Origin of the sequence: Comamonas sp. CAH-2 (assembly GCF_009668305.1) — a bacterium.
GTDB classification, from domain to species: Bacteria; Pseudomonadota; Gammaproteobacteria; order Burkholderiales; family Burkholderiaceae_C; genus Comamonas; species Comamonas aquatica.
In genome coordinates this window covers 43,120-67,344 of the sequence record NZ_VSWF01000003.1, presented here as the reverse complement: position 1 = coordinate 67,344, position 24,225 = coordinate 43,120, and the positions used below count along the sequence as shown (strand labels likewise).

At 64.0% G+C, this 24,225-nt stretch carries 22 protein-coding genes; 9 read left to right on the top strand and 13 right to left on the bottom strand.

The window, feature by feature from the left end:
• Positions 1-200: 200 nt before the first annotated feature.
• The 5 genes from sucC to FYM52_RS03500 all read left to right on the top strand — a co-directional run bounded on the left by sucC (position 201) and on the right by FYM52_RS03500 (position 5,929).
• Positions 201-1,361: an ADP-forming succinate--CoA ligase subunit beta gene (gene sucC / locus FYM52_RS03520; RefSeq protein ID WP_154163113.1), complete on the top strand. Its 1,161-nt coding sequence runs from the start codon at positions 201-203 to the stop codon at positions 1,359-1,361.
• Between the two features lie 20 nt (positions 1,362-1,381).
• Positions 1,382-2,281, top strand: a complete 900-nt coding sequence (gene sucD / locus FYM52_RS03515) for a succinate--CoA ligase subunit alpha (RefSeq protein ID WP_042415991.1) — start codon at positions 1,382-1,384, stop codon at positions 2,279-2,281.
• Positions 2,282-2,609: 328 nt separating this feature from the next.
• Entirely contained in the window at positions 2,610-3,293 is a 684-nt protein-coding gene (locus FYM52_RS03510; RefSeq protein WP_154163112.1) for a TerC family protein, read from the top strand.
• A gap of 400 nt (positions 3,294-3,693) precedes the next feature.
• Positions 3,694-4,203 carry a pilin gene (locus tag FYM52_RS03505; RefSeq protein WP_154163111.1) on the top strand — a complete coding sequence of 170 codons (510 nt, stop codon included), beginning with the start codon at positions 3,694-3,696 and terminating at the stop codon, positions 4,201-4,203.
• Positions 4,204-4,255: 52 nt separating this feature from the next.
• Positions 4,256-5,929 (top strand): PglL family O-oligosaccharyltransferase, encoded by a 1,674-nt coding sequence (locus tag FYM52_RS03500; RefSeq protein WP_154163110.1) that lies wholly within the window; start codon positions 4,256-4,258, stop codon positions 5,927-5,929.
• A gap of 4 nt (positions 5,930-5,933) precedes the next feature.
• Here FYM52_RS03500 and moaC read toward each other — a convergent pair whose 3' ends face one another.
• Positions 5,934-6,446, bottom strand: coding sequence for a cyclic pyranopterin monophosphate synthase MoaC (gene moaC / locus FYM52_RS03495; protein WP_154163109.1), 513 nt, complete (start codon positions 6,444-6,446; stop codon positions 5,934-5,936).
• 232 nt (positions 6,447-6,678) lie between these two features.
• Here moaC and FYM52_RS03490 point away from each other — a divergent pair, with 232 nt between their 5' ends.
• On the top strand, positions 6,679-8,223 hold the full coding sequence (locus FYM52_RS03490; protein WP_154163108.1) for a M48 family metalloprotease: 1,545 nt from the start codon (positions 6,679-6,681) through the stop codon (positions 8,221-8,223).
• Here FYM52_RS03490 and FYM52_RS03485 read toward each other — a convergent pair.
• The 3 genes from FYM52_RS03485 to FYM52_RS03475 all read right to left on the bottom strand — a co-directional run bounded on the left by FYM52_RS03485 (position 8,194) and on the right by FYM52_RS03475 (position 10,100).
• Entirely contained in the window at positions 8,194-8,544 is a 351-nt protein-coding gene (locus tag FYM52_RS03485) for a phage holin family protein (protein ID WP_043378824.1), read from the bottom strand. The genes FYM52_RS03490 and FYM52_RS03485 overlap by 30 nt on opposite strands.
• Before the next feature lie 187 nt (positions 8,545-8,731).
• Positions 8,732-9,187: a hypothetical protein gene (locus FYM52_RS03480; RefSeq protein ID WP_154163107.1), complete on the bottom strand. Its 456-nt coding sequence runs from the start codon at positions 9,185-9,187 to the stop codon at positions 8,732-8,734.
• A gap of 145 nt (positions 9,188-9,332) precedes the next feature.
• Positions 9,333-10,100: a TerC family protein gene (locus tag FYM52_RS03475; RefSeq protein WP_154163106.1), complete on the bottom strand. Its 768-nt coding sequence runs from the start codon at positions 10,098-10,100 to the stop codon at positions 9,333-9,335.
• A 386-nt stretch (positions 10,101-10,486) separates the two neighbouring features.
• Between FYM52_RS03475 and FYM52_RS03470 the strand changes: the two genes are divergently transcribed.
• A complete protein-coding gene (locus FYM52_RS03470) occupies positions 10,487-10,900 on the top strand; it encodes a DUF3717 domain-containing protein (RefSeq protein WP_154163105.1) in 414 nt (137 codons plus the stop codon).
• 103 nt (positions 10,901-11,003) lie between these two features.
• On the opposite strand, the gene FYM52_RS03465 is transcribed toward FYM52_RS03470, so the two are convergent.
• From FYM52_RS03465 to def, 5 genes are all read right to left on the bottom strand, one after another.
• Positions 11,004-11,348, bottom strand: a complete 345-nt coding sequence (locus FYM52_RS03465; RefSeq protein WP_231907208.1) for an AzlD domain-containing protein — start codon at positions 11,346-11,348, stop codon at positions 11,004-11,006.
• A complete protein-coding gene (locus FYM52_RS03460; protein WP_370513792.1) occupies positions 11,345-12,160 on the bottom strand; it encodes an AzlC family ABC transporter permease in 816 nt (271 codons plus the stop codon). Before FYM52_RS03460 ends, FYM52_RS03465 begins: the two co-directional genes overlap by 4 nt.
• 17 nt (positions 12,161-12,177) lie before the next feature.
• Positions 12,178-13,146, bottom strand: a complete 969-nt coding sequence (gene fmt / locus FYM52_RS03455; protein WP_043378813.1) for a methionyl-tRNA formyltransferase — start codon at positions 13,144-13,146, stop codon at positions 12,178-12,180.
• A gap of 71 nt (positions 13,147-13,217) precedes the next feature.
• Positions 13,218-13,667: a hypothetical protein gene (locus FYM52_RS03450; RefSeq protein WP_370513797.1), complete on the bottom strand. Its 450-nt coding sequence runs from the start codon at positions 13,665-13,667 to the stop codon at positions 13,218-13,220.
• A 59-nt stretch (positions 13,668-13,726) separates the two neighbouring features.
• Complete coding sequence (def, locus tag FYM52_RS03445) at positions 13,727-14,236, bottom strand: peptide deformylase (RefSeq protein WP_042418571.1); 510 nt, start codon at positions 14,234-14,236, stop codon at positions 13,727-13,729.
• A gap of 160 nt (positions 14,237-14,396) precedes the next feature.
• On the opposite strand from def, the gene FYM52_RS03440 reads away from it, so the two are divergent.
• Both FYM52_RS03440 and dprA read left to right on the top strand, forming a co-directional pair.
• Positions 14,397-15,587 carry a LysM peptidoglycan-binding domain-containing protein gene (locus FYM52_RS03440; protein ID WP_154163103.1) on the top strand — a complete coding sequence of 397 codons (1,191 nt, stop codon included), beginning with the start codon at positions 14,397-14,399 and terminating at the stop codon, positions 15,585-15,587.
• Positions 15,588-15,613: 26 nt separating this feature from the next.
• Positions 15,614-16,762, top strand: a complete 1,149-nt coding sequence (dprA, locus tag FYM52_RS03435) for a DNA-processing protein DprA (protein WP_154163191.1) — start codon at positions 15,614-15,616, stop codon at positions 16,760-16,762.
• Between the two features lie 66 nt (positions 16,763-16,828).
• On the opposite strand, the gene secF is transcribed toward dprA, so the two are convergent.
• The 4 genes from secF to FYM52_RS03415 all read right to left on the bottom strand — a co-directional run bounded on the left by secF (position 16,829) and on the right by FYM52_RS03415 (position 24,008).
• A complete protein-coding gene (gene secF / locus FYM52_RS03430; protein WP_045265847.1) occupies positions 16,829-17,779 on the bottom strand; it encodes a protein translocase subunit SecF in 951 nt (316 codons plus the stop codon).
• A gap of 11 nt (positions 17,780-17,790) precedes the next feature.
• Entirely contained in the window at positions 17,791-19,671 is a 1,881-nt protein-coding gene (secD, locus tag FYM52_RS03425; RefSeq protein WP_154163102.1) for a protein translocase subunit SecD, read from the bottom strand.
• A gap of 86 nt (positions 19,672-19,757) precedes the next feature.
• Positions 19,758-20,093, bottom strand: a complete 336-nt coding sequence (gene yajC / locus FYM52_RS03420; protein WP_042418583.1) for a preprotein translocase subunit YajC — start codon at positions 20,091-20,093, stop codon at positions 19,758-19,760.
• A 291-nt stretch (positions 20,094-20,384) separates the two neighbouring features.
• Positions 20,385-24,008 carry an indolepyruvate ferredoxin oxidoreductase family protein gene (locus FYM52_RS03415; protein ID WP_154163101.1) on the bottom strand — a complete coding sequence of 1,208 codons (3,624 nt, stop codon included), beginning with the start codon at positions 24,006-24,008 and terminating at the stop codon, positions 20,385-20,387.
• Positions 24,009-24,225: the final 217 nt, after the last annotated feature.

Below are 24,225 nucleotides of genomic sequence, written 5' to 3'. Positions count from 1 at the left end.
GCGCGCAATTGCGCTAGCCGCACAGGTTTTCTACGTATTAACCTACGTACACAAATACGTAGATCACGCTTGACAAAGCACTTTTTGGTTGCACTGCACCATGGTACATTCTTCGATTGCCATGTCATACGAGCCCGGCTCCGCATGTTTAGGCAGCAGGAAAACGGGCATTTCCCCTCCGTTTCAGAGAGACAAAACTCATGAAGATTCATGAATACCAAGGCAAGGAAATCTTGCGTCAATTCGGCGTGCCAGTCCCCCGTGGCATTCCGGCATTCACCGTCCAGGAAGCTGTAGAGGCAGCGCAAAAGCTTGGCGGCCCCGTGTGGGTGGTGAAGGCGCAGATCCATGCCGGCGGCCGCGGTAAAGGCGGCGGCGTCAAGGTGGCCAAGTCCATCGAAGATGTGCAAAAGCTGGCCGAGCAAATCCTCGGCATGCAGCTGGTCACGCACCAGACTGGCCCCGAAGGCCAGAAGGTCCGTCGCCTGTACATCGAAGACGGCGCCGACATCAAGAACGAACTGTATGTGTCGCTGGTCACCGACCGCGCGACCCAGAAGGTGGCCCTGATCGCTTCCAGCGAAGGCGGCATGGACATCGAGGAAGTGGCCCACTCCACCCCCGAAAAGATCATCACCGAGATGATCGACCCCCTGACCGGCATCACCGAAGCGCAATCGCGCAAGGTGGCAGCTGCCATCGGTCTGGAAGGCAAGTCCATCGACCAAGCCGTAGACATCTTCGCCAAGATCTACAAGTGCTACATGGACACCGACGCGTCGCTGGTGGAAATCAACCCCCTGAACTGCGACTCCAAGGGCGACCTGATGGCCCTGGACGCCAAGTTCAACTTCGACCCCAACGCGCTGTTCCGTCACCCTGAAATCGTGGCCTTCCGCGATCTGGACGAAGAAGACGCTGCCGAAATCGAAGCTTCCAAGTTCGACCTGGCCTACATCTCCCTGGAAGGCAACATCGGCTGCCTGGTGAACGGCGCCGGTCTGGCCATGGCCACCATGGACACCATCAAGCTGTTCGGCGGCGAGCCCGCCAACTTCCTGGACGTGGGCGGTGGCGCCACGGCCGAGAAGGTCACCGAAGCCTTCAAGATCATGCTCAAGAACCCTGAAGTCAAGGGCATCTTGGTCAACATCTTCGGCGGCATCATGAAGTGCGACACCATCGCCAACGGCGTGGTCACCGCCTGCAAGGCCGTGAACCTGAGCGTGCCACTGGTCGTGCGCATGAAGGGCACCAACGAACAGCTGGGCAAGCAGATCCTGGCTGATTCCGGTCTGCCCATCATCTCGGCCGACACCATGGCCGAAGCCGCCACCAAGATCGTTGCCGCCGTCAAGTAAACGCCCCCGGAGATAAAAACATGTCGATCTTTATCAACAAAGACACCAAGGTCATCACCCAGGGCATTACCGGCAAGACCGGTCAGTTCCACACCGAAAAGTGCCAGGAATACGCGAACGGCAAGAACTGCTTCGTGGCCGGTGTGAACCCCAAGAAGGCCGGCGAGCGCATTTTTGACATCCCGATCTTCGGTTCCGTCAAGGACGCTGCCAAGGAAACCGGCGCCACTGTGTCCGTGATCTACGTGCCCCCAGCAGGCGCAGCCGCTGCCATCTGGGAAGCCGTCGAAGCCGACCTGGACCTGGCCATCTGCATCACCGAAGGCATCCCTGTGCGCGACATGCTGGAAGTGCGCAACAAGATGAAGGCCAAGGAAGCCGCCGGCGGCAAGAAGACCCTGCTGCTGGGCCCCAACTGCCCCGGCCTGATCACGCCCGACGAAATCAAGATCGGCATCATGCCCGGTCACATCCACAAGAAGGGCCGCATCGGCGTGGTCTCGCGCTCCGGCACGCTGACCTACGAAGCCGTGGCCCAGCTGACCGAACTGGGCATTGGCCAGTCGTCGGCCGTCGGCATCGGTGGCGACCCCATCAACGGCCTGAAGCACATCGACGTGATGCGCGCCTTCAACGACGATCCTGACACCGACGCCGTGATCATGATCGGCGAAATCGGCGGCCCCGACGAAGCCGAAGCCGCCATGTGGTGCAAGGCCAATATGAAGAAGCCCGTGGTCGGCTTCATCGCTGGCGTGACCGCCCCTCCCGGCAAGCGCATGGGCCACGCCGGTGCGCTGATCTCTGGCGGCGCCGACACGGCCGATGCCAAGCTGGCCATCATGGAAGAGTGCGGTTTCACCATCACCCGCAATCCTTCCGAAATGGGCCGCCTGCTGCAAGGCCTGCTGAAGAAGTAAGCCCCAGCGCGCCCTGCTGACCCCCAGCCGCCCCGATCCTGTCGGGGCGGCTTTTTTTGTGCAGTGCGCAGGCCACCGAGGTGCTCTGGTTGTCCCTTGCCCTGCAGGAAAGGCTGGCCGCGACCGGCACACACTGGCCTGGCTGCACGCCCACAGCGTGCGGAAGGCGCGTGATGCCCCCATGGATTTGGCGATGCCCCCGCGCCTGTGGTTACGCAAAACTACGCACGCCACGCCCCCCACCCGGGCGTAAACTGCCCACTTCCAACAAGAAACGCCGGTCTGCGCACGCAGGCTGGCGTTTTCAATTCATAACAGTGGAGTAAAAATGGAGTTTCTCAATAGCGCCGACTTCTGGATCGGCCTGGTGAAGATCGTCTGGATCAACATCATCCTCTCCGGCGACAACGCCGTCGTCATCGCCCTGGCCGCCCGCTCGCTGCCACCCGCCCAACAGAAGAAAGCCATCATGTTCGGCTCCGGCGCCGCCGTGGTGCTGCGCATCGTGCTGACCATCGTGGCCGCCAAGCTGCTGGAGCTGTCGTTCCTGCAGGTCATCGGCGGCGTGCTGCTGCTGTGGATCGGCTACCAGCTGCTCAGCGGTGGTGAAGACGAAGAAGGCGAAGCCAAGGGCCATGGCTCCATGGTGGCCGCCATCCGTACCATCCTGATCGCCGACCTGGTCATGAGCCTGGACAACGTGATCGCCGTCGCCGCCACCGCCCAGGGCAACATGGTGCTGCTGGTCCTCGGCCTGGCCATTTCCATCCCGCTGGTGATCTTCGGCTCCACCCTGATGATCAAGCTGATGGAGCGCTTCCCCGTGATCATCACCCTGGGCGCCGCCCTGATCGGCTGGGTCGGCGGCGAGACCATCGTCAACGACAACCTGCTGCATGGCTACACCCTGGCCCACCCCTGGCTGCACTACGCGGCAGCCGCCGCCGGCGCCCTGCTGGTCGTTGCCGTGGGCAAGTGGATGCAAACCCGCCAAACCAGCCAAGCCACCTGAGTGGCCACCAGCCCCCTCAGTCCCACCAAGCGCCTTCGGGCGCTTTTTTCATGGGTGCGCGCTACAGAGCGGTTGGCGCCGCGGCCCGGCCAGCAGCATCCGGTTGAATTAAAAAGTAGAGCAGGCTCCGCAGGTTCCAAAAGAAATGCAACGTGATTAGTGCTTCAAAAGCTTTCCCGATTTGCGCAGACAGCTATCTTTTCAATAGACACATAACCGCATGACAAAAACGTCACCCGCAAGACGCGAATCATCCCCAAAAAGTGACATTTCACGCCGAATTGCAAGCAAATTTTTCAAAGACACAGACTAACGCCCCATTTCCCGGCCACCGCTTGCTGGCACGCCAATTGCACCAAGTCCTGCATATTTCATTTTTCTTCACTCCAAGGAGCTTTTCATGAAGCGTACGATGCAACAGGGTTTCACCCTGATCGAACTGATGATCGTGGTGGCGATCATCGGTATTCTGGCCGCCGTGGCACTGCCTGCTTACAAGGACTACACGATCAAAGCCAAGATGTCTGAGGTGATTCTGGCTGCTTCGGGATGCCGTACAACCATCACCGAGGTTTATCAAACTGGTTCTGCTTCAAATGCCCCAGGGGCCAACGGTTGGGGCTGTGAAGTGAACGCATCCAATCCATCGACAGCCTCCGCGCCTACCAAGTATGTATACAGTGTGGTCACCGATGCAAATGGACGCATCACCGTAACAACGCATGGCTTCAACGATGCGGACATTGACGGCCAAACAGTGATTTTGGAACCTCGTGATGCCGGCGGTGCAGCTACAGATGCATATTCTGCAGCTGACATGCCTGTGCAGATCAATCAATGGGTTTGCGGAACCCCTAGCTCATCGAAGATCAAAAAATATTTGCCCGGCTCCTGCAAAGCAACTATTTAATAGTTTTATATAAAATAAAAGCGTGCATGGCACGCTTTTATTTTGCACATTTATGCTTTATTTTTTCTGCGGATGGATTTTTTTTGGATGGCTCCTCCCCAATCATTATTCACCATGGCTTTCTGCATGGAATGAATCAACATCCATCACAGGACTATTTTTATTAGCATTTTATAGTCTATGGACAATAAAGCCTCAGCTACATATATCACGAAAAATCCTATTTTTTTTCTTAGCAATTTTTAGTCTACCCTGGCTACAGCTGGCAACTGGTCATCTATTTTTCATGGGTGACGCCATCATGGTTAGCCTTTATGCCTCCTATGCAATAATCGCGGTATGCTTAGGAAACTGGTTAACTCAACGCACATCCTCAGGATCCGAAGAAGGCATCCGTGCTCTCACCAGTAGCTGCGCATTGAGCGCCATCATTAGCACAAGCATAGCACTGGTACAGTGGACGGAAGCGCTTACACTGGGTATTTACGGCGCTGACCTGCCTCCCGGAAGTCGTCCATTTGGGAATGTAGCCCAACCCAATCACCTGAACACTCTGTGCTTTTTGGGTGTTTGCTCCATTTTTTGGCTGTATGAGCAGCGGCAAACTGGAAAAATCGGTTTTTGGCTGGGCACTTTATTTTTGGCTAGCGGCATGCTGCTATCGCAATCCCGCACAGGGTGGCTGCAAATCGCCCTACTTATCACATGGGGTGGCATTCAAAATATACGGATGCACAACCGGATTCCTCTGACTTGGTTAGCTCTGCTTGGAGTATTATTTTGTGCTAGCGTTTTGTTATGGCAGCCTTTGAATGATTTATTGTTATTCAATGTTGGCCGAGATTTTAGCAGCCAAATGCATCCAGGAACTCGCCCGGCATACTGGCTATCCATGTTGGATGCTTTATGGCGTGAACCCTGGTGGGGTTACGGCTGGCAGCAAGTCGGCTCAGCCCAGCAAATGGTGGCTGTCGACCATCCCTCCAGCAGAGAATATTTCGAGCACAGCCATAATTTTGCGCTGGACTTGATGCTCTGGAATGGCATTCCTCTAGGAATTTTCCTCGCCGCACTACTGATAGCTTGGATTTACCGGCATATCCGCAACTACACTCACCCAGGCACTGGCTGGCTATTAGCAGGATTAATTGGACTCGGTATCCACGGCATGCTGGAGTTTCCGTTGGAATATGCTTATTTCTTAATTCCAGCAGGTTTACTCATAGGCTGCATTGAAGCGAATACCCCACAAACCAAAAGCAGCTATATAGCTATTTCACGCAAAGTATTTGCCTGCTGCGTTGGCGCATTTTCCGCGCTCTCAATCATTGTTGCGTCAGAATGGCTTGCTGCCGAAGCCAACCATCGCAGCCTGGGTTTCGAATCGGCACGGATTGGGGAGTCCGAAGTTGCCGATGAGCTCCCCAACTTTCGCCTTCTGACCCAACTCAGAGCTTTCCTGACTTTCGCACGCACGGAGGCGACTCCAGACATGTCCGCCGAGCAAGTGGAGTGGATGCACAAAGTGTCTATGCGCTTTGGATATCCCCCAGCAATGTTCCGCTATGCGCTGGCCGCTGGATTAAATGGCCGCCCCCGCGAAGCCGAGATCACGCTACAACGCATTTGCCATATCCATGGTCCACAGCGCTGTACAGAAGCCCAAGAGGGCTGGCAACTGCTTCAACAACAATTCCCACAGCTTCAACAAATCCCGGGGCCATAGCCAATCACCCCAAGCAGCCCTTATCGATCTTCCAGGCCCCCAACTTTCCCCCCCGCTTCTCCAGCACCTTGACCCCCTCCATCACCATGCCCTTGTCCACCGCCTTGCACATGTCGTAAATCGTGAGCAAGGCGATCTGGACGGCCGTCAAGGCTTCCATCTCCACGCCGGTCTGGCCGTGGGTTTCCACGGTGGCGGTACAGCGCACGGCGTTCGCATCGGCCAGCACTTCAAAATCCACCGCCACACGGGTCAGTGCCAGGGGGTGGCACAGGGGGATGAGGTTGCTGGTCTGCTTGGCCGCCATGATGCCGGCAACCCGGGCAATGCCCAGCACGTCGCCCTTCTTGGCCGTGCCGCTCTGGATGATGGCCAAGGTGGAGGGCTGCATCACGATGCGCCCTTCGGCCACGGCAATGCGGTGGGTCGTACTTTTTCCACCTACGTCCACCATGTGCGCCTGGCCATGGGCATCAAAGTGGGTCAGGCCTTGGTTGGGGTGCTGGTCGGGGTTCATAGTTCGGAGGGGTCCAGGGTTCATAAAAACCATCCTCAGCGGACGCGGCGCATGCAGGCAGACGCTGAAGGGGGATGGATCTTGGGGGGCAGCACCTCGCAAGGCCTGCACCGCGCACGAAGTCCACGCGCTCCGCTGCCAGATTGGCTGGTAAAGCTGGGAACGATGGCGCAATGCAGGCATCATAAGAGTCTGTCCCCGCCTCAGACGGCCTTGTGCCTTTACATCGCCAATGACATTTCCGCTTTCTCGCCGGGCAACACCTGCCCTGTGCCATGCCCTGCTGGTGCTGGCCCTCGCCACCCCTTTGCTACACCTTCCCACGGCTTCAGCCCAATTGGCACTTCCCAACATGGGCGACGGTGCCGACATCACCACCAGCGAGGAGCGCCGCCTGGGCGATCGCATCATCCGCTCGCTGTACCGTGACCCGGACTACATCGACGACCTCCAGCTGCACGCCTATGTGATGGACATCTGGCTGCCCCTGGTACAGGCCTCCAAAGACCGCGGCGACATGTCGCAGGAGCTGCAGGAGCGCTTTGCCTGGCAGGTCCTGCTGGGCCGGGACAAAAGCATCAACGCCTTTGCGTTGCCCGGGGGCTACCTGGGGGTGCACCTGGGCTTGATTGGCGCCGTCACCAGCCGCGATGAGCTGGCCTCGGTCATGGCCCACGAACTGACACACGTCACCCAGCGCCACATTGCACGCATGATCGGCGAGGAAAAGAAGAGCACACCCCTGTTGATTGCCGGGATGATCCTGGGCGCCCTGGCCGCCAGCAAAAGCCCCGACGCGGCCAATGCGATGATCGTCGGTGGTCAGGCGGCCGCCATCCAGAACCAGCTGGGCTTCTCCCGCGACATGGAGCGCGAGGCCGACCGCATTGGCTCCAGCCTGCTGGCACCTGCCGGGTTTGCCCCCCAGGGGGCTGTCAGCATGTTCGAGAAGCTGCAGCACGCCAGCCGCCTGAACGACAACGGCAGCTGGCCCTATCTGCGCAGCCACCCCCTGACCACCGAGCGCATTGCCGACATGCAGGCGCGCATCCCGCACGGTCAGCAGCAGGCGGCACAGCCGACCATGGAACACGCCATGATGGCAGCACGTGCACGGGTGCTCAGCCGCCCAGGCACGGACAAGCTGCGCCAATGGAGCCGCCAGCCCCTGATGCCGGAGTTCGCCCAACTGTCGGCCATCGACCAAGCCGGACAGCTGTACGCGGCGGTCCTGAGCCAGATCCAGCTCAAAGACTGGGAGGCCGCGCGCCAGGCCTGGACCCAGTTGGGCCGCCATGCGCAAGCCCAGGGTGACCGTGCGGCGCAGCAACAGGTGCGATGGCTGGGTGCTGAGCTGGAGCTGTCCGCACAGCAGCCCCAGGCGGCCCTGCGCGCCCTGGGTGATGCCAGCCTGCGGGGCGATGTGCCACGCCCTCAGCTGCTGCTGGCCGGCCAGGCATTGCTGGCCACCGGGCGGGCCCAGCCCGTGGCGGAACGCCTGCAGACCTGGGTGGTCACACACCCGCACGATGCCGCCGCCTGGCGCCTACTGTCGCAGGCCTGGCAGGCGCAGCACCAGACGCTGCGCGCCATCCGTGCGGAAGCCGAAGCCCATGCGGCGCATTACGACTACGCGGCGGCCGTGGACCGTTTCAAGGCCGGCCAGGATGCTGCACGGCGCAGCCAGGGCGCCGCCGACTACATCGAGGTCTCGATCATCGACACGCGCCTGCGTGCCGTGGAAGCCTTATTGCGGGAACAGGCGCGCGAGAAGTGAGTCGATGGCCATACCCAGCAGGGAGTAGAGAATCGCCCCCCAGACAGCAGCCCAGAAGCCTGCCACGTGCAGCCCGCCCAGCAAGCCCGAGGCCGCCCACAGCATCAGCCCGTTGATGACGAAGAGGAACAGGCCCACGGTCAGCAAGGTCACCGGCAAGGTCAGCAACACCAACAAGGGCCGCACCAGGGTGTTCAGCAGGCTGATCACCACCACGGCCCACAGGGCAGAGGCATAGCTTTCCACTTGCACGCCACTGAACACCGCCGCCACCAGGAGCAGGGCCCCGGCATTCAACAACCATTTGAGCAAGAGTTTCATGCGCCACAGCATAGCAGCATGGTGCGTACACATGGCCTGACCCCTGGGCATGCGCCAGCCGCCCCGCGCAGGTGTTGGCGCGTGATCCCAGGCCCCAAGCAGCCGCTTGGGCTCGGCACGGCCAGGCCACAAAAAAGCCCGGCGATGCCATCACGGCATCCCGGGCCAGAACCTGGGCGCAGCGGGCTTAAGCCGCCAGTGTCTCGCCGATCAGCACGCTCCACAGCGCGCCAATGCCGGCCAGGGTGCCGGCCAGTTTGCGCAGCATCGGCGCCTCGGCCTTGGGGGCGGCCACTTCCAGCTTGGGACGGCGCAGGTCCACGACCTGTGCGGCCGTGCCATGCTCGGCTTGCAGCTGGGCCAGCACGTCCGGCAACGGTCCACGCGCCAGCATCGTGCTGACCTGCAGGCCGCCGCCCTGGGCCAGCGCGGGCGCACAGGCTTCGAACAACTTGTCGGCCCACTTGTTGCGCCAATTCTCGCGCGCGCGGTTGCTGACAAAGCGGCTGACGCGGTGCGTGATGCGGGGCGCGCATGCCACCAGCACGCAGTGGCGGCGGTCCGCACCCGGTGCCTGGGCCATGGCCTGCAGCAATGGTTTGGCGTACTCTGCGTCATCTACGTAGACGATGATGGTGTCCATGCACCCCTCCTTGGTGACTTCGTAAAGAAAAAACAACCCTGCTGTGACTCACAAATGGGCCTGAGGTTCCATTTGCCGCCACAAGCAGGGCTGCGGGGATCTGCCCAGCAGCCCGCACACGGGGGCTGCCGGCCGATCACAGGGCTTAGTGGGCCGCTTCAGACTTCTTCTGCTTGGCCGCCACCATCTTGCCGATGGCCAGCACCAGCAGTGCGCCACCCACGTGGGCCACCCAGTAGATGGGCATGGACGCGTTGAACACGGCCATCTTGGTTTCAGCGTTGTAGTCCAGCAACTTGGGCGCCCAGGTCCACTGGTCGGGGTTCACGAACAGCGGGTCGGTCACCAACATGCCGCCGGCAATCCAGCCCAGCAGCATGCCGCCGGCGACGATGATCAGCGGGTAACGCTCCATCAGCTTGATGACCAGCTGCGAACCCCACACGATGATCGGGATCGAGATCAGCAGGCCCAGGATGATCAGCAGCAGCTGGTGCTCGCCCGAGCTCTGGGCTGCGCCGGCGATGGCGATCACGTTGTCCACGGACATCACCAGGTCGGCCACGATGATGGTCTTGATGGCGGCAAACAGCTTGTCGCTGCCTTCGATGTTGTCGTGGCTTTCCTCTTCGGGGGCAATCAGCTTCATGCCGATCCACACCAGCAGCAGCGCGCCGACGATCTTCAGGAACGGCAGCTGCAGCAGCACCATGGCGAACGCGATCAGGATGACGCGCAGCACGATGGCACCGGCCGTGCCGTAGATGATGCCCTTGCGGCGCTGCTCAGGGGGCAGCTTGCGGCAGGCCAGCGCGATCACGACCGCGTTGTCGCCACCCAGCAGGATGTCGATGATGATGATTTGCCCCAGCGCAATCCAGAAAGGGGCATGGGTCAGGAAATCCAAATCCATATAAAACCTCTGTAGAAGACCGCACGAGCGCAAGCGCCATGCGGCAGTTGTTACGCATGGCTCACCAAAGAGAAGCGGGAGTTACCGCGGCAGAATGCCGGGGCACTGTGGGAGCTTCTTGGGAGACCACATGTAGTCAGTCGCCCAAAGGTCTTGCCCGCAAGTTCCCGCAGAACCTTGCCTGACAAGCCGGAAGCCATAAGCTTCGTACTGACGACCTGTCAATCTGCCGGGGGGCGGCTGAATTGCGCCACCCAGCAGGGAGCTACTCCCCTTTGAAGCCCGCAATTTAAACACAAGTCAAAGTCCTGTGGGCACAAATGTGCATGTGGATTTTGCGGATGCCGCCAGCGTGCGGCCTGGGCCTGGCGTACGCTGTCGCCGTCATGGAAAGCATTCACATCACGGATCTGGAAGCCGCCATCAATTACTGGCGCGATCGCAGCCCTGCGGGCACCGGCTCGGCGCTGGCGCCGGCCACCACCCACCTGGCCGAGGTGTATGCCGGCATGATTTGCGCCAAAACCACAGCGATTGCCATTAAGGACCTGCCCGACGCCGCGCTGCAGGCCTGGCTGGCCTGGTACGACACGCAGCCGGACACACCCTGCATCGCGATCTGCTCGACCAGCCAGGGCGATGACCAGTGCAAGGGCTGTGGCCGCAGCTTTGCCGAGGTGCAGCTGTGGCCCGGGTTGAGCCCGTACGCCAAGCGCGCCGTGTGGCGGCGCATCACCGACGAAGGCCAGGCCTGGCGCTTCACGCGCTATGCCGAGCGCGCCGTCGAGGGACGGTCTTAAAAGGTATAGCTACCTGCGCTCGCCCTGCAGTCATTTGCAAGGCTTTTGACATCGAAACGATGGATGGACGCGCGCTGGCAGCTCTTCTTTTTAAAAGCGACGGTTACCAGCCCCAGCCAATGTGCAGCGGCAGGTAGACGGCCATGCCAATCACGATGGTGCCCAGGATGCCGCGCTGCCACCAGAAGTAGGCGGTGGCGCACAGCGCGGCTGGCAGGCGGGCATCGGCCAGGCTGGTGATGAGGGCGCCCTGCTGCATCACCAGCTCGGGCGCGATCACCGCCGCCAGCGCCGCCAGCGGCGCGTACTTGAGACCGCGCTTGAACCATTCGGGCATGGGCACTTCGCGCTCGGGAATCATGAAGAAGGCGCGCGTGACCAGGGTCACCAGCGCCAGGCCGACGGAGGCCACCCAGGGCTCCCAGCCCGTCATCACAGCGGTGCTCATCGCGGCTCCTTGGTGTCGGCATGCCCGGGCAAGGGCATGACCGGGTGCTTTTCGCCCCGGGCGGGGTCGGGCGGGCGGATGGCCGGCTGCGGGCGCAGGCGCTGGGCGCGGCGCTCGGCCGCCTCCATCAGCAGCCCGGCCGTCACGGCCGCGGCAATCGCCACCAGGATGTTGAGCTTCAGTGGCAGCGCAAACGCCGCCACGGCCGCGCCGCAGGCCACCACGCAGGCCATCCAGGTGGCCGCATCCTTGAGCATGGAGTACAGCACGCCCAGCAGCGCCAGCACGCCGGCAAAGCCCAGGCCCCACTCCAGCGGGATGGCGTGCGCCAGCAGGATGCCGGCAATCGAGGCGATCTGCCACGACAGCCAATTGACCGTGGCCGCGCCCCAGAAGAAGGGCAACTGCTCCGGCGTTTTCTCCGGGGTGCTGAACCGCTGGCTGAAGGCCACGAAGATCACGTCCCCGCTGAAATAGCCCAGCGCCAGGCGGTGCGGGCGGCGCAGGTGGCTGAAATAGTGGCGCCACATGCTGCTCAGGATGACGAAACGCAGGTTCACGCAGATGGCCGTGAACCACACCACCCACAGCGGCGCGCCCACCACCATCAGCGGCAGCACCGCCAGCTGGGCGCTGCCGGCGTAGACGGTCAGCGACATGAAGAGCGCCAGCGGCACCGACATGCCGCTCTTGACCATGGCCACGCCCGTCACCAGGCCCCAGGCGGCAATCCCCAGCATGGTGGCCAGCACGGCCTGCACACCCTGGCGATAGGCCGGATCGCGCGCAATCCCCTGCGCGCGCTGTCTCATGGAATGCACTGACATGTTCAGGCGTCGGCAGGCTGGGTCAGCACCGCGCCCACGGGCAGCTCAAAGCCGCGCAGGAAGTCCGCCGCCGGCAAGCGCTTGCCGCCCGCGCGCTGCAGTTGCGTCAGGCACAAGGCCCCCTGGCCGCAGGCGACCACCACGCCGTCGGCGTCCGCGGCCAGCACGGTGCCCGGCAGGGCCGAACCAGCATAGGCCTGGGGCACGGCCGCCCACAGCTTGATGACCTCGTCGCCCGCTTGCGTGGCGCCCCCGGGGAAGGGGTTGAAGGCGCGCAGGCGGCGGTCCAGTGCGTCGGCCGACAGGCGCCAGTCCATCCAGCTTTCGGCTTTCTCGATCTTGTGGGCATAGGTCACGCCCTCGGCCGGCTGGGGGGTGCGCGGCAGGCCGCCGCAGGCGCTCATCTCCAGCGCCTCGACGATCATGCGGCCCCCCAGGTCGGCCAGCTTGTCGTGCAGGCTGGCCGTGGTGTCGCTGGCGGTGATCGGCAGGCGCTCGATCAGGCACATGTCGCCGGTGTCCAGGCCGATGTCCATCTGCATGATGGTCACCCCGGTCTCGGCGTCGCCGGCCTCGATGGCGCGGTGGATGGGCGCCGCCCCGCGCCAGCGCGGCAGCAGCGAGGCGTGGATGTTCAGGCAGCCGCGCGGCGGCAGGTCCAGCACCCACTGCGGCAGGATCAGGCCATAGGCGGCCACCACCATCACATCGGCGCGGGCCTCCAGCAGGGCCTGGCGCGCGGCAGCGGCGTCCTCGGGGTATTTGCCGTCCAGGCGCAGACTCAGGGGCTGCGCCACCGGGATGCCGTGCGCCTGGGCGCACTGCTTGACGGGCGAGGCCTGCAGCTTCATGCCGCGGCCTGCGGGGCGATCGGGCTGGGTCAGCACCAGCGGGACCTCAAAACCTGCCTGCAGCAGGCGTTCCAGCGCCACACGCGCAAAATCGGGCGTGCCAGCAAAAATCACTCTCATGCGTTCCATCCAAGGCAAAACTGCCAGTTGCCGCGCTACCGGGCCGACCACCGGTGCAGCAGGCGGAGTCTTCAAGGGCGCGTATCGTCGTCCAGGCGCCGCTCGTCGGTGAACATGACGCGGCGCACCACGCCCTGCGGATCGAGGAACACGTGCGCCTGGCGGTCGATGCCATTTTCGCGAATCCGGTAGGTCCAGATATCGCCTTTGAAGTTGGCGACACCCTCGACCAGCGCAGGGCGTCCGAAGAAATCCAGCACGCTCTGGCGGTCGTCCACCCCCACGCGCAAGCGCTGGAAATAGGCCTCCTGCAGCACCTGCTCCACGCGCAGCAGGCGCTGCTGCCCATCCATCACCATGTGGTAGACCTGCTGGCCCGCCGGCTGGAAGCTGTAGACCCAGCGTTCGCCGCCATCGACCAGGGGCACCTGGACCTGCGGCGCCCCCATGCCCTGCGCAATCTGCGCGGCCGGTGTGCCGGGCTTTTGCCACTGCGGCACCATGCAGGCGGACAAGGCCATGCAGCCGGCCACCACCCACGCCCAGCGCCACCCTTGGGCCTGCCCTGGGCGCACCGCCATCAGTGGGCCGCCTGCTTCTGCATCTTGACCAGCTTGGTCTTGATGCGGTTGCGCTTGAGGGGCGACAGGTATTCCACGAACACCTTGCCCATCAGGTGGTCCATCTCGTGCTGGATGCAGATGGCCAGCAGGCCTTCGGCCTCGATCTCGCGGCTGGCGCCGTTTTCGTCCAGGGCCTTCACCTTGACGGCCGTGGAGCGCTCCACACCGTCGTAAATGCCGGGCACGGACAGGCAGCCTTCCTCGCCCACCTGCTTTTCGTCGCTGGCCCAGACCAGCTCCGGATTGATCAGCACCAGGGGCTGGTCGCGGTCCTGCGAGACATCGATGACGATCAGGCGCTCATGGAAATCCACCTGCGTGGCCGCCAGACCGATGCCGTTGGCGTCATACATGGTCTCAAACATGTCCTCAATCTGCTTGCGGATGCGCGCGTCCACCTGCTTCACAGGTTGGGCGACCTTGTGCAGGCGGGGATCGGGGAAGCAAAGAATCGGAAGTAAGGCCATGGCAAGTTCAGAAAATTTGTCGCTATTTTCGCCACTTTCACGAAATGACGCAGCACCGGGCACCGATATGCATTGCCCAATCAAGGCCTTGGAATGAGAATCTGCCAGGATGATTCGTTGCACAGCAGCCAAAAGCCTGCACCAAGGAGAGGGAAGAAACATGAAGGGAACTGCCACCACTTGGGTCTGGGCCATCGGTACCCTGCTTTGCGGTGCCACGGCTGCGGCACAGGCCCAGCCCTCCTTTCCGGTCACCGCGGCGCAGCGCGCCACCGCCCAGCAAGTGGCGCAGCAAGGCGTGCCCCTGGCCGCACTGAACCCCAATGCCCCCGACAGCTACACCGTGCAGTCCGGCGACACGCTGTGGCGCATTGCCGGGCTGTACCTGCGCCAGCCCTGGCGCTGGCCGGAGCTGTGGGGCATGAACCTGCAGGCGATTGCCAACCCGCACCTGATCTACCCCGGCCAGGTGCTGTACCTGGAGAAATCCGGGGGCTATGCCCGCCTGAGCAGCAAGCGCGGCACCAGCACCCCCACCGTGAAGCTGACCCCCCGTGTGCGCAGCGAGAGCCTGTCGGACCTGGCCCTGCCCACGCTGCAGATGCACCTGATCGAGCCGTTCCTGACCGAGCCCCTGGTCATCAACACCGACACGCTGCAGCGCGCGCCCCGCATCATCGCCGGCGACAACGAACGCATCATGCTCTCGCCCGGGGATCGGGCCTATGCCCGCGGCCCGGTCGACGCCCCCTTGCTGCACAGCCCCGGCACGTCGCGCAGCTATCGCCTGTTCCGCCAGGCCACGCCCGTGCGCGACCCGATCACCAAGGAAATCCTGGGCTACGAAGCCCAGTACCTGGGCCAGGCCGAACTGGAGCGCAGCGAAACCCCGGCCCCGCCCGCACCCGACAAGGCCCAGCGCAGCCCCACCCTGCCGGCCAGCGTGCACATCACCAGGATCAAGGAAGAAATCCTGGCCGGTGACCGCCTGCTGCCCGAGCCACCCCGCCAGTACCTGAGCTTCGTCCCGCACGCCCCCAAGGAGCCGGTGACGGCCCACGTGGCCTCGCTGTACAGCAGCACCGCCGTGCGCTACGGCACCCAGCACCAGGTGGTGGCCATCAACAAGGGCACCCAGGACGGCGTGGTCCCCGGCATGGTGCTGTCGCTGATGACCCAGGGGCAGACCATGGTCGACAAGACCGACCCGCAACGTGCCACCGTCAAGCTGCCCGACGAAGAAAACGGGCTGGCCATGGTGTTCCGCAGCTTCGACCGTGTGTCCTACGTCCTCATCATGGACATCCAGCACGGCGTTCAAATTGGTGATCGACTGATCTCTCCGCAGTGACGCCCATGGCCGGCGCGCTTCCGCCCCTGGAACACCCGGAACTGGAAGCCTGGCTGCGCCTGTCCCTCACGCCCGGCGTGGGCAACGCGGCCGCACGCCGCCTGCTGGCACGTTTCGGCTCCGCCCCCGCCATCTTCCAGGCCTCGGTCACCGAGCTGCAGGACTGCGTCAGCCTGGCCCAGGCCGCCCAGCTGCGCCACGCGCCCGAAGGATTTGCCCAGGCCCTGTCCACCACCGGGCAGTGGCTGCAAGGGGCCGCCGAAGGTTGCAGCCACGCCCTGGTCACACTGGGCGACGTCCGCTACCCGGACAGCCTGCTGCACATCCCCGATCCCCCGTTGATGCTGTATGTGACCGGGCCGGCACGCTGGCTGCAGCGTCCGCAGCCATTGACACACAGTGCCCGCAGCCTGGCGATGGTTGGCTCCCGCAACCCCACGCCCCAGGGCGCTGACAACGCCCGGCAGTTTGCCCACAGCCTGGCCGACATGGGCTGGTGCATCGTCTCGGGCATAGCCCTGGGCATCGACGCCGCCGCACACGCCGGCGCCCTCGCCGCGGACACCACGGAAGTGCCAACCATCGCCGTCGTCGGCACCGGGGTGGACCGGGTCTACCCGCGCCAGCACAAGCAGCTGGCCCACCAGATTGCCGCGCACGGACTCATGCTCAGCGAGTTCCCGCTGGGCACACCGCCGATTGCCAGCAACTTCCCCAAGCGCAACCGCATCATCTCGGGGCTGTCCTGCGGCACCCTGGTGGTCGAGGCGGCGCTGGCATCCGGCTCGCTGATCACGGCACGCACCGCCTCCGAGCAAGGGCGGGAGGTGTTCGCCATTCCGGGCTCCATCCACGCCCCACAGTCCCGCGGCTGCCATGCCCTGATCCAGCAGGGCGCCAAGCTGGTCACCTGCGCGCAGGACATCCTGGAGGAACTGCAGGGCCCCAGCAGCCAGCGGCCCCCGGCAGCGAGCGATGCCACGACCCGCACCCCTGCTGCCGCAGAGTCCCCGCTGCTGCAGGCCATGGGCTACGACCCCATCGGACTGGATGCCTTGTCCGCCCGCACCGGCTGGGGGGCGGCCCAGCTGCAGGCCCAGTTGCTGGAATTGGAGCTAGAGGGCTGGCTGTCCCGCCTGCCTGGCGGGCTGTTCCAGCGCACGGCGCGCGCCTAAAACGGCCATCAAAAAAGGCACCCGAAGGTGCCTTTTGGTGTGAACAGCGTGGTGGCCACAGTGACCTTAGACCACGGCCCCGGCGTTGGGATCGTTCGGGTCCTGCTCCTGCTTGGTCGGCTTGACCAGGTCTTCGCGCTTGACGCCCAGCCACATCACGATGGCGGCGCCCACGAAGATGGACGAATAAATGCCGAACAAGATGCCGATGGTCAGCGCCAGCGAGAAGTAGTGCAGGCTGGGCCCCCCAAAGAAGAACATGGCCAGCACCATGGCTTCGGTCGACGCGTGGGTGATGATGGTCCGGCTCATGGTGGAGGTGATGGCGTGGTTGATCACGGCCTTGGTGTCCATCTTGCGCTGCTTGCGGAAGGTTTCGCGGATCCGGTCAAACACCACCACCGACTCGTTGACCGAGTAGCCCAGCACCGCCAGCACGCCGGCCAGCACGGGCAGCGAGAACTCCCACTGGAAGAACGCGAAGAAGCCCAGGATGATCACCACGTCGTGGAAGTTAGCGAAGGCGGCGGCCACGCCGAACTTCCACTCGAAACGGAAGGCCAAGTAGACGATGATGCCCAGCATCACCACGCCCAGGGCCAGCAAACCGTTGGTCACCAGTTCCTCGCCCACGGAGGGGCCGACGAACTCGGTGCGACGCAGGGTCACCTCGGGGTCCTCGGCCTTCAGCGCCACCATCACCTGCTCGCTCTGCTGGGCCGAGGTCACGTCCTTTTGCACGGGCATGCGGATCATCACGTCGCGCGCCGTCCCGAAGTTCTGCACCGTCACGTCGGTGTAGCCCTTGGCCTGGATGGTGTTGCGCACCTTCTCCAGGTCGGCAGGCTGGCTGTACGCCACCTCCATGACCGTGCCCCCGGTGAATTCCACGGACAGGTGCAGCCCCTTGGTCACCAGGAAGAACACCGCCAGCACGAAGGTGATGATGGAGATCGCGTTGAGCACCAACGCGTGCTTCATGAACGGAATGTCTTTGCGGATACGGAAGAGTTCCATGTCTTCCTCCTTTACTTCGCTTCTTCGACGGCCGAGCCGTCAGGGCGCCAGATGGTGCCGATGGACACGCTCTTGAGCTTCTTCTGGCGGCCGTACCAAAGGTTCACCAGCCCGCGCGAGAAGAACACGGCCGAGAACATGCTGGTGGCGATGCCGATGCAGTGCACCACGGCAAAGCCACGCACCGCGCCGGAGCCGAAGGCCAGCAGGGCCAGGCCCACGATCAGGGTGGTCAGGTTCGAGTCCAGGATGGTGGCCCAGGCGCGGTCATAGCCGGCGTGGATCGCCGCCTGCGGCGACATGCCCGAGCGCAGCTCTTCGCGAATGCGCTCGTTGATCAGCACGTTGGAGTCGATCGCCACACCAATCGCCAGCGCCATCGCGGCAATGCCGGGCAGCGTCAGCGTGGCCTGCAGCATGGACAGGATGGCCATCAGCAGCAACACGTTCACCCCCAGCGCCACGGTGGAGAACACCCCGAACAGGTGGTAGTAGATGCACATGAAGATGGCGATGGCGATGAAGCCCCAGACCACCGAGTTGATGCCACGGTCGATGTTCTCGGCACCCAGGCTGGGGCCGATGGTGTATTCCTCGATGATCTCCATGGGCGCTGCCAGCGAACCCGCACGCAGCAGCAGCGAGGTGTCATTGGCTTCCACGGTGGTCATGCGGCCCGAGATCTGCACGCGGCCGCCACCAATTTCCGAGCGGATCACCGGTGCCGTCACGACCTCGCCCTTGCCCTTTTCAAACAGGATGATGGCCATGCGCTTGTTGATGTTCTCGCGCGTAATGTCCTTGAAGATGCGGGCGCCCTTGGCGTCCAGCACCAGGTTCACCGTGGGCTCCTGGGTCTGGCTGTCGAAGCCGGGCTGGGCGTCGGTCAGGTTCTCGCCGGTCAGGATGACCTGCTTCTTGACGATCACGGCGTTGCCGTTGCGGTCCAGGTAGCGCTCGGAACCAAACGGCACGTTGCCCGAGCCCATCTCGGCGGCGCGGCCCTCGGTGGATTCGTCGACCAGGCGCAGCTCCAGGGTGGCAGTGCGGCCCAGGATGTCCTTGGCCTTGGCCGTGTCCTGCACACCCGGCAGCTGGACCACGATGCGGTCCAGGCCCTGCTGCTGGATCACGGGCTCGGCCACGCCCAGCTCGTTGATCCGGTTGTGCAGCGTGGTGATGTTCTGCTTGAGGGCCTGCTCCTGCACCTTGCGTAGGGATTCGGGCTTGATGGTGGCGCGCAGGCGGCCATCGGCGCCGGTGCTGGCTTCGGCCACTTGCAGGTCCGGGAACTGGTCCGCAATCAGGTTGCGGGCCGCCGTCATGCTGGCGTCGTCGCGCAGGCGGATCTCGATCGCCTGGCCATCGCGGTTGATGCCGCCGTGGCGGATGTTCTTGTCGCGCATCATGGTGCGCAGGTCACCGGCCAGCGAATCGGCACGCTTGGTCAGCGCCGCCTGCATGTCCACCTGCAGCATGAAGTGCACGCCACCGCGCAAGTCCAGGCCCAGGTACATGGGGTGTGCGCCCAGGGACGACAGCCACTGCGGCGAGCGCGACACCAGGTTCAGCGCCACGATGTAGGCGGGGTCCGAGGCGTCGGTGATCAGCGCACGCTCGATCACGTCCTTGGCCTTGAGCTGTTCGTCCGGCGTGTTGAAGCGCGCGCGCACGGACGTGCCTTCCAGGCTCAGGATGTCGGGCGACAGCGAGGCCGCCTGCAGCGCGCTTTGCACGCGGGCCAGCACGCCCTCGTCGACCTTGACGGTGGATTTGGCCGAGGACACCTGCACCGCAGGGGCCTCGCCGAAGAAATTGGGCAGGGTGTAGATCACCCCAATGAGTAGCGCGACCACAAGGATCGCGTACTTCCAGACCGGGTATCGGTTCATGATCGCGCTCTATCTCTCACGCAGGAAACAGGGCGCGGCATGCCTGGGAAAGCCCACCGGCCCACTCGATCAGCGAATGCGGCTGATTACTTGACGGAGCCCTTGGGCAGCACCTGCACCACGGCGCTGCGCTGGATCTGCACCTTCACGCCGGACGCGATCTCGATGAACAGGAACTGCTCGTCCAGGTCCACCACGCGGCCCAGGATGCCACCGGCGGTGGCCACTTCGTCGCCCTTGGCCAAGGCTTCCACCATGGAGCGGTGTTCCTTCTGGCGCTTCATCTGGGGACGAATCATCACGAAGTACAGCACCACGAACATCAGCACCAGGGGCAGCATGCCGGTCAGCGAGGACATCATGTCACCGCCACCAGCGGCAGCAGCAGGGGCGGTTTGGGCAAAGGCAGAAGAAATAAACACGGACGAACTCCAAAGCGGAATGGGTCAAAAAAAGAACAGGCCATCCGGCCTGCCAAGCGCTACAGCATAGCCGAGCACAAGTCAACGAAGCATTGTATGCGTGCGCCTTGGGGGCCGCCGGGGCTAAACCTGAGTCCGGGCCGGTGTTTGCCAGCCCGGGTTTTTCAAGCCAAATCGTGCTCTGACGCGCATCCAGCATGCGTGAGCAGCTATGGTTTAAATATTTTCAGCCGGCACGGCCACGCCGCCGTCCGCCGGACGGGGCACGGTGCCCCCCGCGCCCCACCCGTTTCAGGCCCGGTGCTGGGCGCCGGGCTGCGGGGCCTGCCACTGCTGCATCAGGCCCTGCCATTTGCTGCGCGCCGCCGCCAGGTGGCGCTCCTTCACGTGGCCGTAGCCGCGGATGTCCTCGGGGATGCGCGCAATCTGCACCGCCAGCTCCAGCTTGTCGGCCGTCAACTGCGGCAGCAGCTGCGTGATGCAGTCGCGGTACTCAACGATCAGCGCCCGCTCGGTCCGGCGCTCGGCCGTGCGGCCAAACAGGTCCAGCGGGGTGCCGCGCAGGCCCTTGAGCTTGGCCAGCACGCCGAACGCGCTGCGGATCCAGGGCTGGTAGGACTTTTTCACCAGGTGGCCCTGGGCGTCCTTGGCGGCCGACAGCGGGGGCGCCAGGTGGTGCACCAGCTTGTAGTCACCATCGAACATGTCGGCGATCTTGGCGGTGAAGGCCGGGTCGGTGTGCAGGCGCGCCACCTCGTACTCATCCTTGTACGCCATCAGCTTGAACAGGTAGCGGGCCACAGCCTCGGTCAGCCGGGTCGAGCTGCCCAGCCGCCCTTCCGCCGCCTGCACCTGGTCCACGAAGCTGCGGTACTGCGCCGCATAGGCCGCGTTCTGGTAGCCCGTCAGGAACTGCTCGCGCTGGGCCACCAGCTCCTGCAGGCCGGTCTTCTTCACGAACTGGATGACCTGGGCCGTGCGGTACAGGGCCTCGACCTCGGCCAGGTTGTGGGCGCAGCGGCGCCCCCACTCGAAAGCGGCCTGGTTGTTGGCCACCTGCACGCCGTTGAGTTCCATGGCGCGCATCAGCGCGGCGCGGGTCAGTGGCACCCGGCCCTTTTGCCAGGCATAGCCCAGCATCAGCGGGTTGGTGTAGATGCTGTCGCCCAGCAGCTGCACGGCGGCCTGCTCGGCATCAAAGCTGCCGACCAGACCCGGGCCCACGGCCCCGGCGATCGCCGCCTCGCAGCTGCCGCCGGGGAATTGCCAGTCGGGGTTGTGCACGAACGCCGCCGTGGGTGTGCCATGGCTGTTCAGCGCCACAAAGGTGCGGCCGTTTTGCATGACCGCCAGCGAGGCCTTGTTGGCCGCCACGATGGGGTCGCAGCCGATCACCAGGTCGGCCTTGGCCATGTCGACCTTGGTGGTGTAGATGGCCTCGGGGCGGTTGGCGATCTGGATGTGGCTCCAGGTGGCGCCGCCCTTTTGCGCCAGCCCCCCGGCGTCCTGCGTGATCACGCCCTTGCCCTCCAGGTGCGCGGCCATGCCCAGCAGGGAGCCGATGGTGATCACGCCGGTGCCGCCGACGCCGCCGACCACGATGCCCCAGGCGGTGTCAGCCCTGGGCAGCTGGGGTTCGGGGATGGCGGGCAGGGACGACAGATCGCCCTTCTTCTCCTTCTTGGGCTTCTTCAAGGTCCCGCCCTCGACGGTGACGAAGCTGGGGCAGAAGCCGTTGACGCAGGAATAGTCCTTGTTGCAGGTGTTCTGGTTGATGCGGCGCTTGCGCCCGAACGGGGTCTCCACGGGTTCCACCGACAGGCAGTTGGACTGCACCGAGCAGTCGCCGCAGCCCTCGCACACCAGCTCGTTGATGACCACGGTCTTGTCCGGCGTGGCCAGCGTGCCGCGCTTGCGGCGGCGGCGCTTTTCGGTGGCGCAGGTCTGGTCGTAGATGATGGCCGTGCACCCGGGGATGGCGCGGAACTCGCGCTGGATGCGGTCCAGCTCGTCGCGGTGGAACACCTCGATGCCAGCGGGCAGGTCGTTGATCAGCTCCTGGTGCTGGGCGCGCGCCGGGTTGGCGTCGATGTGGTGCGTGCGGCCATGGTATTTGCTGGGGTCGTCCGTCACCACCACCAGCTTGACCACGCCCTCGGCGCGCAGGCTGTGCGCGATCTGCGCCACGGAGTGGCCCTCGGGCCGCTCGCCCACGGTCTGGCCGCCGGTCATGGCCACGGCGTCGTTGTACAGGATCTTGTAGGTGATGTTCACCCCGGCCGCAATGCTCTGGCGGATGGCCAGCAGCCCGCTGTGGAAGTAGGTGCCGTCGCCCAGGTTGGCAAACACATGCGCTTCCTGCGTGAAGGGCGACTGGCCGACCCAGGTCACGCCCTCGCCGCCCATCTGCGTGAAGGTGCTGGTGTTGCGGTCGGGCATCCAGGTGGTCATGTAGTGGCAGCCAATGCCGGCCACGGCGCGCGAGCCTTCGGGCACGCGGGTGCTGGTGTTGTGCGGGCAGCCGCTGCAGAACCAGGGCGTGCGGTCATTGCCGCCGGCAGGCAGCTCGGCCAGGGCCCGCTCGCGCGCGGCGATCACGGCCAGGCGCTGCTCCATGCGCGCCTCGATGTCGGCCGGCACGCCCAGCTTCTTCAGGCGCTTGGCAATGGCCTGGGCAATGATGGCCGGCGTCAGGTCGGCCTTGGGGCGCAGCAGCCAGTTCTGGCTGGGGTTGGGCATGCTCCATTCGCCGCCGGAGTCGTCGCCGGGCTGCTCGTCGAACTTGCCCAGCACGTTGGGGCGCACGTCGGGCCGCCAGTTGTAGAGCTCTTCCTTGAGCTGGTATTCGATGACCTGGCGCTTTTCCTCGACCACCAGGATTTCCTGCAGGCCCTGGGCGAAGTCGCGGGTGATCGACGCCTCCAGCGGCCAGACCACGTTCACCTTGTGCACGCGGATGCCCAGCTGGCGGCAGACCGCATCGTCCAACCCCAGGTCGACCAGGGCCTGGCGCATGTCGTTGTAGGCCTTGCCGCTGGCGATCAGGCCAAAGCGATCGTTGGCGCCCTGCACCACGTTGTAGTTCAGCTTGTTGGCGCGCACATAGGCCAGCGCGGCGTACCACTTGTAGTCCATGAGCCGCGCTTCCTGCTCCAGCGGCGCATCGGGCCAGCGGATGTGCAGGCCGCCGGGCGGCATCTGGAAGTCTTCGGGCAGGACGATGTTCACGCGGTCCGGATCGACGGCAATGCTGGCCGAGGACTCCACCACCTCCTGGATGGTCTTCATGCCCGACCACAGGCCCGAGAAGCGGCTCATGGCGAAGGCGTGCAGCCCCATGTCCAGGATGTCCTGCACATTGCTGGGGAAGAACACCGGCGTGCCGCAGGCCTTGAAGATGTGGTCGCTCTGGTGGGCAGCGGTGCTGCTCTTGCTGATGTGGTCGTCGCCCGCAATCGCGATCACGCCGCCATGCTGGGCCGTGCCCGCCATGTTGGCGTGCTTGAACACGTCGGAGCAGCGGTCCACGCCCGGACCCTTGCCGTACCAGATGCCGAACACGCCGTCGTATTTCTTGGTCTGCGGGTACAGGTCCAGCTGCTGCGTGCCCCAGACGGCCGTGGCGGCCAGTTCCTCGTTGACGCCGGGCTGGAAGACGATGTGCTGGGCCTCCAGGTGCTTTTTGGCCGCCCACAGCGACTGGTCGTAGGTGCCCAGGGGCGAGCCCCGGTAGCCGCTGATGAAACCGGCGGTGTTCAGGCCGTGCTTGGCATCACGCTGGCGCTGCAGCATGGGCAGGCGCACCAGGGCCTGCACGCCACTCATGAAGGCGCGGCCGCGCTCCAGGGTGTATTTGTCATCGAGCGTGATGCTTTCCAGCGCCCGGCGGGTGACGTCGTCCAGCGGGGCGTTCATTGCACACCTCCTGCGCAGGGGTGTGCACCGTGGTGCCATAGGTCGCCAAAGCGGGCGGGGGCGTGCGCGCGCAGCGCGACGTCATTGCGTGGGGCCTTCATCTGTGTCTCCTGGTGTGAGGCCTGGCTCATGACCGGCCTCTTCTTGTGTCTGTGTCGATGACGTGAATCAAGTGTAGAAGTCCCGTTCGGGTAAGTGATTGCTTTTTTTGCCCTTC